This is a genomic window from Rickettsia sp. MAE-05 (genome assembly GCF_057319745.1).
This window is the reverse complement of sequence record NZ_JBLTIO010000001.1, coordinates 316,471-332,979: the sequence shown is the minus strand read 5'-3', so window position 1 is coordinate 332,979 and position 16,509 is coordinate 316,471. Positions and strand designations below refer to the sequence as shown.

Below are 16,509 nucleotides of genomic sequence, written 5' to 3'. Positions count from 1 at the left end.
CGCTTGCAATGACGCGTTAATAAGCCAAAAACAATCGACATCCCGCTTAAGCACATCGTTGTTAGCAGTAAAAAATTACCGATTTCACTCACTGCTTATTGTTTCCTCGGTAGTAGGTAATACGGTAATTTTTACGCTATCAATCTTATTGGCAATTTTCTTTAAAATTATTATTTTAAAGTTAAATATTTCAATTACTTCTCCTTGATTTGGAATTCTAGCAATTTTATGGATTATTAACCCCGCTATAGTATTTGCATCCTCATCCGATAAATTCCAATCAAGTTCTCGGTTAATATCTCTAATAGTCGTAGTGCCTTTTATAATGAACTCGGTATTAGACTTCTTGATAATTTCATTATTAAGCCTATCATGTTCATCGGTAATAGGTCCTACGATTTCTTCTATAACATCTTCAAGAGTAATAATTCCCTGTAAATCGCCATATTCATCTACAACACAAGCAAAATGATTATTACGCTCTCTAAAGGCATGTAACTGATCTACTACAAGTGCGTTCTCAGGGATAAACCAAGGTGGAGTTAGAAGTTTATTAATATCAACTTTTTTTGCATCATTATTATTTTCGTATAATGCTTTAAGCAAATCTTTTAGATTGAGAATCCCTATTATATTATCTCTATTATCTTGCCACAAAGGTATACGTGTATGAGCCCCCGATAATAAAGTTTTAATTATCACTTCATGAGGTAGGTCGATATTAAGGGCTATAATACTACTTCTGTGAGTCATAATTTCCGATACCGTCATATTACGTATATCTAATATTCCGCCGAGCATATTACGATCGGATTTATAAACTCCGCCTTCTTGATGGTAATGCTCAATCACGCCTCTTACTTCTTCCGTTCCTGATATTTGAGGATTTAAATTAATACGAAATATGAAGCAAAATATTTTTGTAATGTAATCAAGAGCAATATTAATAGGTTTGAAAAGCTTTAAAAATATTACGATAGTTGAAGCCATTTTTAATGCTAATTGTTCAGGCTTAGCAACGGCTATTGCTTTCGGTACTACTTCGGCAAAAACAATAATTATAAAAGCCATAACGCCGGAAGCGACTATTGGTCCGTTATCACCGAGAAAGCTAATAAAGAGAGTAGTAGCAATAGTGGTACAAACCGTATTGATTAAACTATTACCTATTAATAAAGTTCCTATGACTTTTTCTTTTTTCTTAAGAACCTCTAAAACTGTTTTAGCACGCTTATTACCGGCGATTTTAAGCTTATGAATTTTCCCCGGCGAGGAGGCGGTAATAGCAGTTTCGGTAGCAGCAAATAAAGCTGATAAGGCGATCATTATTATAATAACGATCACAAGTATGGTAGTCATTCTTGTTAAATATAAATTAACTATAAATAATTATATTAGGAATTAGAAATTTTGCCTAATGTTTTTTTGTGTACTCAGGTAGAATTTCAAAAATTGGCTACGTCGTTCTACAAGAGCTGTGGTACTCACATATTAAGTATATGCTCCGCTCCGAGGACTTTGAACCGATTACTCTTTTTAAAGTTGTATCAAGTATACTACTTATTCTTATAAGAGTATATTAGAGTCGTCTAGAGTGATCAGTTGTTTTTTGATTCTTCACTAATTCTTGAAATTTATTACTTGATTGCTGTACAGAATTTGTTTTTAACGGTCTCACGATTTCTTGTGCTTGCTGTTGCATTAATAGTGTATTAGCTTGAGCCTTTCTTAAATTTATACCTTGTCCTTTAGATTCTTCAGTAGTTAGAATTTTTTGACCTTTAGAAAATTTTATTGCACTATCGCATACGAAAACTCCGCAATCATAAGCGTTTTCTTGTTGTTTGGTGTTTAGATCTATTATTTTTGCACCGGGATAAACTTCGTTAATATATTCTGTTACTTTTGGACGAGATTTCAATGGCTCACCATAGGGGTCATTATAAATAAAGTTTATATTACCTTTATCATCTTTACTAGCCGTTAAGAGTAACCAATGTTTATGTCCTGTATTTAGTGGTATAATTGCAGATTTGTTATCTAATAGTAACCCCTCTCCTGTAGCATTAAGAGTATCTTTTAGTATTTCTGGCTCTTCTAAAGAGGCGTGATGAAATATAGAGAATTTATTCTTATCTATATTTGCTTCCAGTATATTTTTTATATCATCTTCAGTGTATAAATACTCAGGTTGTTTTATATTTTCTGTATTATAAATACCGGCTTGAGCTTCAGTATCTTCAGTATTTATAACCGGTGATGATTTTTTTTCAGGTATTTTTGGCTCTATTAGCGATTTAATTAATTGTTTTTCTGCTTGCAGAGATGCTTCATACATTTTTTGTGTAATTCCTAGTTCTTCCCATGGTTTTGTATTACTCACAGAAGCTTGTTGCTCCGGTTGAGTTATAGAAGGGACAGCAACTACTTGCTGTTCTTGCGTCATTGCTTCCGTAGTTGGAGTTGTTGATTCTTGAGTTTTAGGTTCTTCTTTTTTGCCGAATATTTTTTCTTTAAAACTAGTTACTATATCTTTAAAATAGTTAAAAACTCTTCTAAAAAAACCTTGCTGTTGTGGTTGGTTTTCTTGTAGAGGTTCATATGGTGTTGTTTGTTCTTTTTGTATATCCTCAGCTCTATCTTTCATAACTTTCTTTGTATTAAAATTAAAGTAAATAGGGTTTACCTCAGCTTTACCTAAATCTTTTTGAAATTGCCTAGATATTTGTGATACATATTTTTTAAAGTTTTCAGCAGCATTATTTGGATCTTTTAAGATTTCATTAATTTCAAGTTTCAATCCGTAAATTTGAGCTTCAGAGCTAATACCGAATTTAGCAGTGATAAGATTTGTTGCTTCGTCTGCAGAAAGAGGCCAAGTTTCTATAATTACTCTACCACCTTGATTTTTAGCTGTTTTTATTAGTTTATCTAATTTTGCTTTGTCAGGTATCGTACCGGAGAGCAACTGGTCAATTTCACGATCATATACAAGATTGTTAAAAACAGATGTTACTAAACTTATATCCGTAATTGTAGTGGTTTTATCTTTTTGTACTATACCATCGGCTATAGCTAAATTTTGATCTGTTTCATTTGTGAAAAAAACATGATCAACTTTTTCCATAATTTGCTTCCAATAAGCTTCCAGCTCAGGATTTTGGGTTAATGAATTATATTGATCAAAAGTAATAGTAGTTTTTATATTTAAATTTTGCGAATTAATTAAATCTTGTACCCGAAAAATTGGTTTTACATCATTATTGTTAAGTTGAATGTTAAAAATCGGTGTTTTGCCCTCTTTGTGGGATTTTTCTAAGATTTCCGAAAAAATACGTTCTTTATCGGATATATGTGATTCTTTATTAACTTGAAGCGGGATAATAGGTAGTTTATTTTGAGCTTCCTGATTGTTTATTCTTTCTAATATCTGATCTTTATTGCCAAGTAAAAGAGTAAATATAATAGGCTCAGCCATTACTAACCTTTATTAAATAAATAGCATTAATATAATTTAATTATCAGAATTTTTGGGCTTCAAATCAAGCTATATTTAATAATCCGTGCTTTAGCTTATATAATTTATCCATTTTATGTGCTAACTCATGGTTATGTGTTACCATAATAACTGCGGTGTTTTGTTCTCTTGCTACTTTTAAAAATAAATTAAATACTTCATTTGTAGTTTTGGGATCTAAATTACCTGTCGGCTCATCTGCTAAAATAATTTTTGGCTTATTAATTAAGCTCCGAGCTATAGCGATCCGTTGTTGTTCTCCGCCCGATAATTCTCCGGGCATATTATAGAGTTTTTTTCCAAGTCCTAAATCATCTAATATTTTGCTCGCATCTTCTATTGCTTCTTTTTGATCAAGACCGCTAATAAGTCTTGGCATAATAACATTTTCAAGAGCGGTAAAATCTTTAAGTAAGTGATGTTGTTGATAGATAAAACCTAAATAATGAAGACGAATGAGATGATATTTTTGATACTTGCTATTTGGTATGATGACTTGACCATTTGTAGGTTTATCAAGCAAGCCGGCAATATGCAGTAAAGTTGATTTGCCGCTACCTGAAGAACCTATTATAGCGATTAATTCACCCTCATTAACCGTTAAATTAAGATCATCAAGTACCCTAACAATAGTTTTGCCTTGGCTGTAATGTTTTGAGATATTTTTTAGAATGAGGACTGTATTATTCATATCTTAGGGCATCCACGGGATTTAATTTTGAGGCTCTATAAGAAGGATAAATTGTCGCAAGAAAACACAATATTATAGATAAAGAGGTAATTAAAATAATATCCTCAGCTCTTACTTTTGAAGGTAAACTATAAAGAAAATAAATAGCTGCCTCGAAAATTTTAGTACCGGTTATACGCTCCAAATAATTCTTGATAGTTTGAATATTATAAGAGAAAGTAACACCAAGGATTACACCTAGCGTTGTGCCAAGTAATCCTATAAACATTCCGTTATAGATAAAAATAAGCATTATTTGCTTAGTGCTTGCTCCCATAGTTCTAAGAATTGCAATATCTGAAGTTTTATCTTTAACAAGCATAAATAAGCTTGAAATAATATTAAATGCAGCAACCGTAATAATTAAAGATAGAATAGTAAACATAGCCGTACGCTCGACAGCAAGGGCACTTAAAAACTGTGAATTTAAGGTTTGCCAATTAAATACGTATAGGTTTGGACCTAATAATGATTGTATTTTATATGAATATGCAAGAGCTTTATCGGGGTCTAGACTGTTAATTTCGATTAAATTAATATTGTCGCCGAGAGATAAGAAATTTTGTGCTGCGGTAAGCGGCATTAATATCGTTGTCAAATCATAATCATACATACCGCTATTGAAAATTGCGATAATTTTAAATTCTTTTGATCTTGGCATACTGCCAAAGGCGGTAGAAACTGAATTTGGTGAAATTAATCTAATCTTATCCCCAATTGTTACGCCTAAATTACTTGCTAATTGTTCTCCGAGTGCTATTACGTTTTTGCCGTGAAAATCATCAAAACTACCGAAATTTACATTTTTAAAAATTTCATTTCTTAAACTTAGATCCTTTAATTTCATACCTTTAACAAGCACGCCGCTATTATTACTTTTACCAAGAGCCAAAGCTTGACCGTGAGCGATGAATGTTACATGCTTTACATAATCTTGTTTTAGGAGTTTAGCTTTAATTTCTTCATAGTTATCAATACTACCGCCTTGCCGATTTATTACTATATCCCCATTTAAGCCGATAATATTTTTAGTAAGCTCTATATGAAAACCGTTCATAACAGACATAACTACTATCAATGCTGCAACGCCGATCATTACGCCTACTAAAGAAAAGGCAGAAATAATAGAAACAAATTTTTCGTTTTTCTTAGCTCTAAAATATCTGAAAGCTATCTTGAAAATAAAATTGTTATTGATCATTTTTTTATTTGTTCTTATATCTATATCGTCATTGCGAGGAGCGAAGCATTGTTGCAATCTAGTTTTTATTTCGGTCATGCCTCCATATTGCAGTTACGCCTATTAAAAAGCTATACGTTCAATAAGAGTACCAATAACCTTATCATGAATATCCAATGACTTGGAAAAGCAGATTGTCTTACGTGCAAGCCTCTTGCATCTCGTTCTAAGGTTCAAGTTACTTCGTTCTATCCGTTGAGTGTATTTTTTACTGATAATATGCTTTTTAGGGTCTAATAACCTAGCATAACTCCCCCATCCATCTGTATAGTAAAAAGTCACCTTGAAATTCTCTAGTTTTTTCAGTAATGATTCTAATGTGCTATCACATCTTGTACCAAACGTATAAGCAACTACTTTTAACGAAATCTTATCCAAGGCATACCAAAGCCATCGTTGTCTGGATTTATTCTGTACATAAGACCATTGTTCATCTATCTCAGGAGCAATAATTACTTTTGTTGTACTGATAGAATGATTTATTGTTTTTAATACTAGATTTTTTTAAAACACGGATAACTGTATTGATACCCACTTTTAATACTCTTACTGTATCTCTAACTCCAGAGCCGTTGATTGACATTTCTACTATTTGCTCCTTAACTCCAGGCTTAGATGCATTATTAATATACTCCAATTGAAAATATCGATTACACCGCTTGCATTGATATCTCTGTTGTTTTGAAATTGAATATCCTGACTTTATTACTTCTTCTGTGTTGTTACAATATCTACACTTAACATCTATTTTTGCCATAACTCCTTAACTATAATTCTCTCTTATTACTGTTTGAGGATTATAGACTATTTACTCTAAACTGCAATACGGAGGCACGACCTTTATTTCCTGAGATTGCCACGCTCCTTGCAGTCGCTCGCAATGACGAAACAAAGACCTCTACACTCTATCAGAAATCTCAAAGACTTTATCGTACTTAAATAATTTAGGTAATGTTATTAACCCAAATAGCGTAACAATGGATATAGTAATGCCAAGAGGGGTAAAAGTACCGTTATATAAAAAACCTACTAATTGCAGCCCAAATGCCGTTAAAATCAATCTAGCCGCAGTAAACATAGCCGTCATACGAGCTTTACCGTCCGGAATAGCTTCTAAAAGCAACGGCCATAATATGTTAATCGGATATATCACGCCAAGAGATAATAATAAAGTAACTATTGTTATAGTTAAAGGATTATTAATATTATATATAACTAATATACTATTTCCTAGTAGGAATAGTATTATAAACATAACTCCAAAATAGAAGCAATTTCTAATGCCGAATTTTTTAAAGCAATAACCGCTTGAAAAGCTCATAATTGAGAATAGAGCCGCCATTGCTCCTTGATAAAGTCCGAAATATTCTAAAGTTACACCTAAATCTTGCATATATAAAATAGGAGCAATCCCAATAAATATCCAATATCCTTGTGCAAGAAATATCATTGTAAGTATATAATATATAGCTTTTGGCGATTTGAAGATAGGTATATATTCTTTTAAGGTAATACGTATTTTTTTATTAACTTTTCTTTTCGGAATAAATAATATACCAAGAATTAGACTAATCAAACCTACTATAAGCAATAAAACAAAATTACCACGCCAGCCCCAAAATAAATTGACGTAGCTACCTATAACCGGTGCTATTGCCATAGAAAGGGCAATAGTGCCGTTTAAAATGCCCATTAATCTTTGCTGCTCTTGTACTGAATAAATATCGGCAAGAACAACATATACTAGCACTGCAACCGATGATATCCCGCATCCTTGCAAAAATCTTCCAAATAATATAGCTTCATAATTATTTGCAAATACACAAAATAAACTACCAAGATTAAAAATCAGTAAACCGAGTATAATAATCGGTCTGCGTCCGTACCTATCTCCTAAATTACCGACTATAAGCGAAGTAATACAATAAGCGGTTAGATTTACACCGAGTAGTAGTTCCGTCATAAAAGTTGAAAGGTTGAATGTATCTTGTATTTCAGGGAAGCTTGGAACGAATAAATCTATTTCCGCTCCAGCGAGTATTTCCATGATGATTACAGTAATAAGTAATTTCATAAGTAATTGTTAGTTTTAGGTTACGTTGACGATGTCATTCCTGCAAAAGCGTATAGGTGTCATCCCTGCGAAAGCAGGGATCCATGCTAAAAATCTTTAATTTTAAAGATTTTTTATTATATTTTTTAAAAAGCGAAGGTAATCTCGCTTTATGCTGGATTCCCGCCTATGCGGGAATGACATAGAGCCTTAAGTTGCCCCCATGTGCTTTTGAGAGGATGACACAGTATTATTTTACTAAAGAAAGAATAAATGAATATTTATACTCGTCTAGCAATTTTTATTTATCAATGAGTATATACATGACACGATAACAGGAAGACTGAAAGGAAGTGAAAGCAGAAACTTTTAGTGATATATGTTAAGAATAATTATTCCTAACATATGGGACTATTAACAAAATAAATTTTAAAGCTAATTAAGTTTACTTTTGCTTAAATTATAAAACTTTTTTGAAATAGTATTAACTATTCTTTCAAAAATCTTATTAATTTTCGCTAAAAATTCTTTTTAATTATCAATTAGAATTATTTTGTTAACAGGCCCCTATCGATTTTAAAAATCAATTAAAATATTACTGATTAATTCCTAAAGCTTGTTTTTGAGCATCGGTAGTATTTTCCATTACCCACTTTTGGACATCAGGACTTAGCATATTATACTGATCTGCTGTTAAACTAGCAACCCAAGCTTGTTGATCGTCAGTACTCATAGCTTGTATTTGGGTTGTTGTAACTGAAGCTGGGTCAGGCATTTGCATTGATGAAGCAAATACTGGGCTTGCGAAAGCTAGAATTAATAAAATCTTTAATAAATTTTTCATTTTGTAAACCTTTTTTGTTTTGTAATTACGATTATAACAAAGCCACGGCAGCTTTCAAGCTAAATTATATTTAATATTTAAATTTTTTTATACTACGGAGCTTTTATTGTAACAAATATATCAATTATCTACTTTATTGTCATTCTTGTGAGGTATTGTTGAGTAGACCAGTTTATCCGTCATTGCGAGCGACTGAAAGGAGCGTGGCAATCTCATGAAGTAATAACAAACTCCTGAGATTGCTTCGTCGAATTACCTTGTAATTCTTCTCGCAATGACGGGGTGGTACCCACGCAGGCAATGACATCCCCCCTTTATACTGTTAACTGCTCTCTGCAAATATTACGATAGATTTCTGAGTTTTTAGATAAATCATTATGTGATCCGCTAGCCGCTACTTCTCCTTTATCTATCACTAAAATATAATCAGCTGATTCTATACTACTAATCCGATGGGCAATTGATATAATAATTTTCCCTTTCATTATTTCTTTTATAGATTCTAGTAATTTCTGCTCGCTCATAGTATCTAAAGCACTCATTGCTTCGTCAAGAAGCAAAATTTGTGGCTTGCGAAGTAATGCTCTAGCAATCGCTATCCTTTGTTTTTGTCCTCCTGATAATCTAACTCCTCTCTCACCGATTTTAGCATTGATACCGTCATGAAGTTTAGCAGCAAATTCTTCTATTCCCGTAATTTTTATTATCTCATTTATTTCGTAGTCGCTTGCTTGCGTATTACCGAATATAATATTGGACCTTACAGTGCCGGAAAAAATGTTAGCTTCTTGGGGAACATAGGCAATTAATTTACGAATTTCAGCAGGATTTGAAAGAGTTATATCTTGATTGTTAATAAGGATAGTGCCGCTTTCTTGCCGGTAAAAACGCAGCAGTAACTGCATCAAGGTACTTTTGCCTCCGCCTGATCTGCCTACAATACCGATAAATTTATCGGCATTTATCTTCAAAGACATATTATTAATAATCCTTAAATTAGGTCTTGAATGATAGGTAAAATCGACATTTTTAAATTCTATCGAGATTGGATCGGAATTATTTAATTCTAAATAACTATTATGTGTTATAGGAGTCTTATCTATAATTGTAATTATTCGCTCTAGTGCGGCGAGTGGTAGATTTATTTCACTTAATAGTTAAAAAATACCGCCGCTACTAAAGCCGGCAATAATAGCATAATAAATAAACGAGATAATTTGACCGGCAGATAAATTCCCTTTAACTATATCCGAAGCTCCAATCCAAACAACTAAAGTAATTGCAAGAAATATAATTGCTATTGAAATCGCAAAGAATAAAGCACGAATTTTTAAACGGGTTTTGCAGTATGTTAAATAGTTTTGTAGTTTAGTATCAAAATCGGTAATTTTATTTGTTTGATTGTTAAAAGCATAAATAGCTCTAATATTATTAAAAGTTTCATCAATATCCGATGCTAAAAGTGATTTAGATTCTAGAGCTTTTTTAGATAAAGCCTTAACATGTTTGCCAAATTTAATTAAAGGAATTAATAAAATAGGAATTGTAATAATTACTATAGAAGCGAGTTTAAAGCTTTCAAAAAACATTAAAGTAACGCCGCCAATTAGCATCACCGAATTGCGAATGAAAAAAGATAAGAAATTAACTATGAGAGTAGATATTTGATCTATATCATTTGTTAGGCGCGAAATTATATCGCCGATTTTTAGTTCTTCAAACTCTTCAATTTCATAATTAATTAAATTACTATAAGCTTCTTTTCTTATTTGATTAACTGCCTTTTCAGCAACATTATTGATAAAATATGAACGGAAAAAACTAGCAATACTTAAGATGATAATTAATAAACAAATATATAATATAGATTTATCAACCGATAAAATATGGTCTTGGCTTAAGCCGTTATCAACTAAATTTCTAAAAACACTACCGATTAGTAATAATGAAGCTGATACGCTAAGTAAAGAAATCATAACGATGATCAAGTCTTTTTTATAGAACTTTAGATACTTAATCAGTCTATATAAAAGTTTGATATCCATAAGAAAAAAATGTTATGAGCTATGCGACAGTAGGCGTTGTTGGATATCAAATCATCATTGCGAGGAGCGAAGCGACGTGGCAATCTAGAAAAATAATAAAAAAGTACTAACTTTAGTATTTTTTTACTGGATTGCTTCGTCAAATTACTATGTAATTTTCCTCGCAATGACGATTTGGTAACCACATAACAATCCCAAAATATGGGGCGAGTGACGGGATTCGAACCCGCGACCCTCAGAACCACAACCTGATGCTCTAACCAACTGAGCTACACCCGCCATAAATTAACAACGTAAATTTAGATTATCAGAAGGATTTAGTCAAGAATAATTAGGAGTAATAAGATTTATTTTCGGAAAATACGTTTTATATCGGTTTACATCTCTTGTTAACAAATCTATCTTCAATATACTCGCATGAGCACCAATAAAAAAATCCGGTAACATTGAATTTTTAATACCACCGTTCAATTTATATTTTTGAAAGGCTTTGCCTGCTAAAAACAATGCTTCTGTAGACAGGGGGGTAAGTTTAAAAAAGTTTTCAGTTATTGTAGCTTCTAACTCTTCTATTCTTTTGAACCCAATTGATATTTCAGTATAAATAATATCATTAATTATAAGTTCATGAAATTGCGAAAGTAATTTAATTTTATTTGAAGACCACTCATACCAATTATTATCAAAAGTTATAATATCTAGTATTATATTGCTATCGACTAAAATCATGATCTAGTTAATTTCATTATTTCATCGGTAGACATATTTGATGTACTCTTACCTGATAATTGTTGTATTAATTTTATACCTTTTGGATTAGAGTTTGTTTCTTTTTTAATTAGAACACCGTCTTTGTTTTTAGTAGTAGCTTGTTCTTTAGGTAATATTTTCATAGTCATAAAAATTTCTGTATAATTTCTATTTAATTATATTATAATTACTTTTATAACTAATTAATATATGTAAATGAAAAAAGCAGTTATTCTAGTTAGCGGCGGGGCAGACTCTGCTACGGTTCTTGCAATAGCAAGAGAAATGGGTTATGAAATTCATGCTATGAGTTTTAATTACGGACAACGTAATAATGCAGAACTTCGGAAAGTTAAGGAGCTTATAAAAGAATATAACGTCAAGCAGCATAAGATTGTTGATATAGATTTGCGGGCTTTCGGTGGTTCTGCTTTAACCGATAATAATATAGATGTTCCGCATTATCACGATGTAAACGAACTACCTGAAGATGTGCCGGTTACTTACGTGCCTACTCGTAATACGATATTTTTAAGTTATGCACTAGGGTATGCAGAAGTAATAGGAGCAAAAGACATTTTTATAGGTGTGCATACAAGCGATTCGGCAAATTATCCTGATTGTCGCCTTCAATATATTAAATCTTTTGAAGAAATGGCGAATTTGGCAACCAATATAGGAAACAGAATTACCATTCATACTCCTTTAATTGATATGACAAAAGAGCAAATAATTAAAACAGGGCTGGAGCTTGGAGTAGATTATAAAAATACAATTTCATGTTACGACCCTACGGAGGATGATTTATCTTGTGGTAATTGCCTTGCTTGCATGATAAGACTCGATGCTTTTAAAAAGAATAATGTACAAGACCCGATTAATTATGTATGATAAATAGAGGATATTTACATGCTCCTTTTCCTGTACTTGATTTAGAAAATATAGTACTAAGGGAATTAGCGGAAAGTGATGCACAAGATTATTTTAATTATATGAGTAAGTCGGAAATGGCTATTTATATAACTGATAGTAATAGACCTAAAGACTTAGAAGAAGCTAGAGAAGAAATACGTTATTGGTCTAGTTTATATAAAAATCATAGAAGCTTTTATTGGGGAATTGCCCTTAAAGACGATAATAAATTGATAGGTACAGCAGGGTTTAATATAATAAATCTAGAGCATCATAGAGCAGAAATAAGCTATGATCTAGATCCTAATTTTTGGGGTCAAGGTATGATGTTAAAATCTATAAAAAATATATTAAAATTTGCTGATTATATTGGTATTATAAGAATACAGGCAACAGTAATTACTGATAATTTTCGTTCAATTAATCTTCTTGAGAGATGTGGTTTTGCTAGGGAGGGAATCCTTAAAAAATACGAAATAGTTGCAAATGAGCATAAAGATTATTATATGTATGGTAGGGTTGTATAAGGTGTTGTCGGATGGCTCGTTTATGTCATTCCCGCGTAGGCGGGAATCTAGGGTAAAGCGAGATAAATCGAGCTTTTCAAATAAAGCTTTAAAGTACTGGATTCCCGCCTATGCGGGAATGACATCGAGTAGGTTTTTCGTTTCATGCAACAACACAGGACAAACTACGTGATGACAACAAATATAAACATAAAAAAGAAAGTTAATGGTAGTAGAAGCTGATAAAAAAGAATTGATGTGTTCGTTTTGTAGTAAAAAACAACATGAAGTAAAAAAACTGATAGCAGGTCCTGCTGTATTTATTTGTGATGAATGTATAGATTTATGTACGGATATTATGAAAGAAGAAAGTAAAGTTGCGTTAAAGCAAATTACTTCTTCAATTCCAACACCGCAAAAAATATGTGCAATTCTAAACGATTACGTAGTTGGTCAAGACCAAGCTAAAAAGATTTTAGCAGTAGCGGTTTATAACCATTATAAGAGACTTGAATATGTACAATCCGGCAATAATGACGTTGAACTTAATAAGTCGAATATTTTATTGATTGGTCCTACCGGTTCAGGAAAAACTTTACTTGCTCAAACGCTTGCTAAAATTCTAGACGTACCTTTTACTATGGCAGATGCTACTTCTTTAACGGAAGCCGGTTATGTCGGTGAAGATGTTGAGAATATATTACTACGTTTATTGATAGCAGCTGAGTTTAATATAGCGAAAGCACAAAAAGGCATAATTTATATTGATGAAGTTGATAAAATTGCCCGTAAATCGGAAAATCCTTCTATTACTAGGGATGTGTCAGGAGAAGGCGTACAACAGGCACTACTTAAAATTATGGAAGGAACAGTTGCTTCCGTGCCTCCTCAAGGCGGTAGGAAACACCCGCAACAAGATTTCGTACAGCTAGATACTTCAAATATCTTATTTATTTGCGGTGGTGCTTTTATGGGGATTGATAGCATTATAACCGCAAGAACTAATCATAGTTCTATAGGTTTTGCGGCTAACGTAAATATTGATAAAGAGAAAAATAATAGTGAGATTCTTAAATCTCTAGAAATTGAAGATTTAACTAAATTCGGTTTAATTCCGGAGTTTATCGGTAGGTTACCTATCGTTATGACTTTAGACGAGTTAGATAAAGATGCTTTAATTACAATTCTAACTAAGCCTAAAAACGCTATAGTAAAGCAGTATCAGAAACAATTTGAGCTTGATGATGCTGAGCTTGTAATTGAGAATTCTGCACTAGAAGCTATTGCTGAAAAAGCTTTAGCCAAAAAGACTGGAGCAAGAGGGCTTCGTTCAATACTTGAGCATCTTTTGCTTGATAGTATGTATAAAGTTGCTGAGCTAAAGAAACAACGCGTTACTATTACAAAAGAGGTAGTTAACGGCTTAGTAGAACCGATAATGACCTCTCTCATTTCTACAAAATCAAACAAAAAACAACCGATTATTGAAGATATACCGGCGTAAATATTGTTTACTCTCTATGTAATTCTTACGGGCTTGCCTGCGTGTATCGAAAAACGCATTCGGTGTCATCACGTGGCTTGACCGGCGTTGTTGCATGGCTCGGTTTTCCCGTCATTGCGAGAAGAATTACATAGTAATTCGACGAAGCAATCCAGTAAAAAATTGCGTAAATCAGAATTTTTTTATTATTTTTCCTGGATTGCCGCGTCGCTTCGCTCCTCGCAATGACGGTTTTGATATCTACACAACAATGCCACGCGGGAATGACATAAACGAGCCATGCAACAACACCGGCTTGACCATAGGACAACACTAATTTAGGATAAAATTTATCCTAAACTAGTATTATAACGGTTTAAATACCATTAAGAAAAAAATAATAATCAAACTGATAAATGCTGGCCAGCCTAGGTAGAACCATAATTTAAATAATTTATAATATTTTTCCGGTAGGGGAGTTCGCTGTTTTAATGCTTCAAATGCCATATTTCGTAGTTGAATTTGAATCCATACCACCGGAAGCCAACAACTACCGGCGATTATGTATCCGATATAAGTTAAGATAAGCCATAAATCAGAATAATTATAGCCAAGCATATTTACTAATATTATGCCGCTAATCGGTTGAATTATCACAGTTTGAGTAGTAAAAAGAAGATCAGCTATAACTGTAGTGCGAGCTGCGTATGCCTTTGCATTCAAGTCGCTGGTTTTATTTGCCCACCACATAAAAAAGGCAGTACCGATTCCAGTACCAAATAAAATGGTAGAGCTAATAATATGAATAGTTTTTATAAAAAGATAATCCATTATTTATCTCGTTCTATAGCCATTAATACTAAAGTAAGTAATATTATTGGAATATTTTTAAATATCGGACCAAGCGGATCTAGCCATAATATTGGCTTAAGATATGTTAATAGTAGAGTATAAGCTAGTATTAATAAAATTTGTAAACTACATATCCTACTTATTTTATTTTTGATAATTAGTAGAATTCCAAGAATAATATCTGTAAAGCAGCTTCCGTATAATATATAAGGTGCTATTTGTTTATCAAATCCTAGTGATATTATAATTTGCATACTAGCATCATAAGCAAAAATGCTTGAAATAATTCCTGTCATTATCCAAAATAGCCCTAAGACAATTTTTATCACAGGTTTTAGAAAATAAAGCCTAGCGTGCCATATGGATTGTACGGTTAAAGGTTCGGTTGCAAAACCTTGTTGCAAATTTCTAGGGATTATAGAAGTAAAATCGATAAAATCTTTTTTATCAGCAATATTAGGTTGAAGTAACATATTATACGCAGTAGAATTAATAGGTCCTATTTTTAGAAAATCCCCTAATTTAGCTGCTATTTTAATGAATATTAGAGGAATTTTAGTTAGTCTTCCAGGATTAACTCCAAGCCATTTTCTAAATCCAAGCAAGATATCCTTCATGGTAACTATGTCTGGTCCAACTATTTTTAATAATTTGTGGATTTTTCCTTCCCTTTCTATACAGTGAATAATTACTTTCGTTAAATCATCAATATGAATAGGTTGAAATTGTTGTAAACCATCGCCTATTAAAGGAATAAAATACGGTAATGTTGCAAGAGCCCTAAATAGTGAGGTACCACCGTAACAACCGCTTGCGTAAACAAGAGATGGCTGTAAAATTACCCAGTCTATATTTTCTAATTTTTGTAAATATGCTTCAGCTGCTTTTTTAGTTAACGCATAAGCAGTGTTTTCTTCATTATCTATTCCAAGAGCTGAAATATGAATAATTCTTTTTACATTAGTAATGGTGCAAGCCTTAAATAGAGCCTTTGGACCATTGACATGAACATTTTCAATATTATTAGCGACTAGACGTTAATACACCTGATACATTAATAACTATATCTATGTTATTTAATCTATTTATCCAGCTTTGTGGTGTTAGGTCTATATTAAAATCACAATATATAACTTCTGCAGTAGGGAATTTTTTCTTGGTAGATTCAACATCTCTAACACAGCATATTACTTCATAATTATTCTTTAATAATTCAGCTGTAATATATGAGCCAATAAAGCCGTTAGCTCCTGTTATTAGTATTCTCATTATAATATACTCCGAGTAAATGAAAAGTTGGTATACGAAGCTCAATTTGGAAAAGAGCAAGGAGTCTGTAAGCCGAGGAGCGGAGCGTATAATAATAATACGTGAGCATCCGAGGTCTTACAAAGACGACGTAGCCAATTTTTCAAATTCAGCGAGTATATAGACGATTTAGATATTGATATTTTTTATATCATTAATCAGATTCTGTTGCAAATAGAAGATAAAAAAGGATATATTATGTCCACAACTATTGTTTTTTGGTTAAAAACTTTTGTACCCCAATACTCTTCTCTCTTATCAGAAACCGG

At 32.4% G+C, this 16,509-nt stretch carries 15 protein-coding genes, 1 tRNA gene and 2 pseudogenes; 3 read left to right on the top strand and 15 right to left on the bottom strand.

Going from position 1 to position 16,509, the window contains the following annotated elements; all coding sequences use genetic code 11:
- Positions 1-84: 84 nt before the first annotated feature.
- From ACNFN7_RS01990 to ACNFN7_RS01940, 11 genes and pseudogenes are all read right to left on the bottom strand, one after another.
- Positions 85-1,359: an HlyC/CorC family transporter gene (locus tag ACNFN7_RS01990; protein ID WP_011270560.1), complete on the bottom strand. Its 1,275-nt coding sequence runs from the start codon at positions 1,357-1,359 to the stop codon at positions 85-87.
- Between the two features lie 220 nt (positions 1,360-1,579).
- A complete protein-coding gene (locus ACNFN7_RS01985) occupies positions 1,580-3,478 on the bottom strand; it encodes a Ulp1 family isopeptidase (protein ID WP_485440617.1) in 1,899 nt (632 codons plus the stop codon).
- A gap of 64 nt (positions 3,479-3,542) precedes the next feature.
- On the bottom strand, positions 3,543-4,208 hold the full coding sequence (locus tag ACNFN7_RS01980) for an ABC transporter ATP-binding protein (protein ID WP_485440616.1): 666 nt from the start codon (positions 4,206-4,208) through the stop codon (positions 3,543-3,545).
- Positions 4,201-5,448: a lipoprotein-releasing ABC transporter permease subunit gene (locus ACNFN7_RS01975; protein WP_485440870.1), complete on the bottom strand. Its 1,248-nt coding sequence runs from the start codon at positions 5,446-5,448 to the stop codon at positions 4,201-4,203. The genes ACNFN7_RS01980 and ACNFN7_RS01975 overlap by 8 nt, the downstream gene beginning before the upstream one ends.
- Positions 5,449-5,550: 102 nt before the next feature.
- A protein-coding gene (locus ACNFN7_RS01970) for an IS1 family transposase (RefSeq protein ID WP_485440526.1) occupies positions 5,551-6,244 on the bottom strand; the annotation gives its coding sequence in 2 pieces (ribosomal slippage) (positions 5,551-5,959 and positions 5,958-6,244; 696 coding nt in all).
- Between the two features lie 141 nt (positions 6,245-6,385).
- Positions 6,386-7,561: a multidrug effflux MFS transporter gene (locus ACNFN7_RS01965; protein WP_485440615.1), complete on the bottom strand. Its 1,176-nt coding sequence runs from the start codon at positions 7,559-7,561 to the stop codon at positions 6,386-6,388.
- 574 nt (positions 7,562-8,135) lie between these two features.
- On the bottom strand, positions 8,136-8,384 hold the full coding sequence (locus ACNFN7_RS01960) for a DUF2673 domain-containing protein (protein WP_011270565.1): 249 nt from the start codon (positions 8,382-8,384) through the stop codon (positions 8,136-8,138).
- Positions 8,385-8,698: 314 nt separating this feature from the next.
- Positions 8,699-10,429, bottom strand: a pseudogene (locus tag ACNFN7_RS01955) (ABC transporter ATP-binding protein).
- Positions 10,430-10,631: 202 nt separating this feature from the next.
- Positions 10,632-10,708, bottom strand: a tRNA-His gene (locus tag ACNFN7_RS01950).
- 42 nt (positions 10,709-10,750) lie between these two features.
- A complete protein-coding gene (locus ACNFN7_RS01945; RefSeq protein ID WP_485440614.1) occupies positions 10,751-11,158 on the bottom strand; it encodes a type II toxin-antitoxin system VapC family toxin in 408 nt (135 codons plus the stop codon).
- The gene (locus tag ACNFN7_RS01940) at positions 11,155-11,322 is read right to left on the bottom strand and encodes a hypothetical protein (RefSeq protein ID WP_485440613.1); all 168 of its coding nucleotides are present in this window, start codon (positions 11,320-11,322) and stop codon (positions 11,155-11,157) included. The genes ACNFN7_RS01945 and ACNFN7_RS01940 overlap by 4 nt, the downstream gene beginning before the upstream one ends.
- A gap of 73 nt (positions 11,323-11,395) precedes the next feature.
- Between ACNFN7_RS01940 and queC the strand changes: the two genes are divergently transcribed.
- The 3 genes from queC (at position 11,396) to clpX (ending at position 14,101) form a co-directional block, all read left to right on the top strand.
- Positions 11,396-12,070: a 7-cyano-7-deazaguanine synthase QueC gene (gene queC, locus ACNFN7_RS01935; RefSeq protein WP_485440612.1), complete on the top strand. Its 675-nt coding sequence runs from the start codon at positions 11,396-11,398 to the stop codon at positions 12,068-12,070.
- On the top strand, positions 12,067-12,618 hold the full coding sequence (locus ACNFN7_RS01930; RefSeq protein WP_485440611.1) for a GNAT family N-acetyltransferase: 552 nt from the start codon (positions 12,067-12,069) through the stop codon (positions 12,616-12,618). The genes queC and ACNFN7_RS01930 overlap by 4 nt, the downstream gene beginning before the upstream one ends.
- 205 nt (positions 12,619-12,823) lie before the next feature.
- The gene (gene clpX, locus ACNFN7_RS01925; protein WP_485440610.1) at positions 12,824-14,101 is read left to right on the top strand and encodes an ATP-dependent Clp protease ATP-binding subunit ClpX; all 1,278 of its coding nucleotides are present in this window, start codon (positions 12,824-12,826) and stop codon (positions 14,099-14,101) included.
- 345 nt (positions 14,102-14,446) lie between these two features.
- Here clpX and ACNFN7_RS01920 read toward each other — a convergent pair whose 3' ends face one another.
- The 4 genes and pseudogenes from ACNFN7_RS01920 to ACNFN7_RS01905 form a co-directional block, all read right to left on the bottom strand.
- A complete protein-coding gene (locus ACNFN7_RS01920) occupies positions 14,447-14,911 on the bottom strand; it encodes a DUF2269 family protein (protein WP_485440609.1) in 465 nt (154 codons plus the stop codon).
- A complete protein-coding gene (locus ACNFN7_RS01915; protein WP_485440608.1) occupies positions 14,911-15,549 on the bottom strand; it encodes a DoxX-like family protein in 639 nt (212 codons plus the stop codon). The genes ACNFN7_RS01920 and ACNFN7_RS01915 overlap by 1 nt, the downstream gene beginning before the upstream one ends.
- Positions 15,550-15,660: 111 nt before the next feature.
- Positions 15,661-15,900: pseudogene (locus ACNFN7_RS01910) on the bottom strand (NAD-dependent epimerase/dehydratase family protein); the annotation flags it as partial.
- Between the two features lie 55 nt (positions 15,901-15,955).
- Positions 15,956-16,201: an NAD-dependent epimerase/dehydratase family protein gene (locus tag ACNFN7_RS01905; RefSeq protein WP_485440607.1), complete on the bottom strand. Its 246-nt coding sequence runs from the start codon at positions 16,199-16,201 to the stop codon at positions 15,956-15,958.
- Positions 16,202-16,509: the final 308 nt, after the last annotated feature.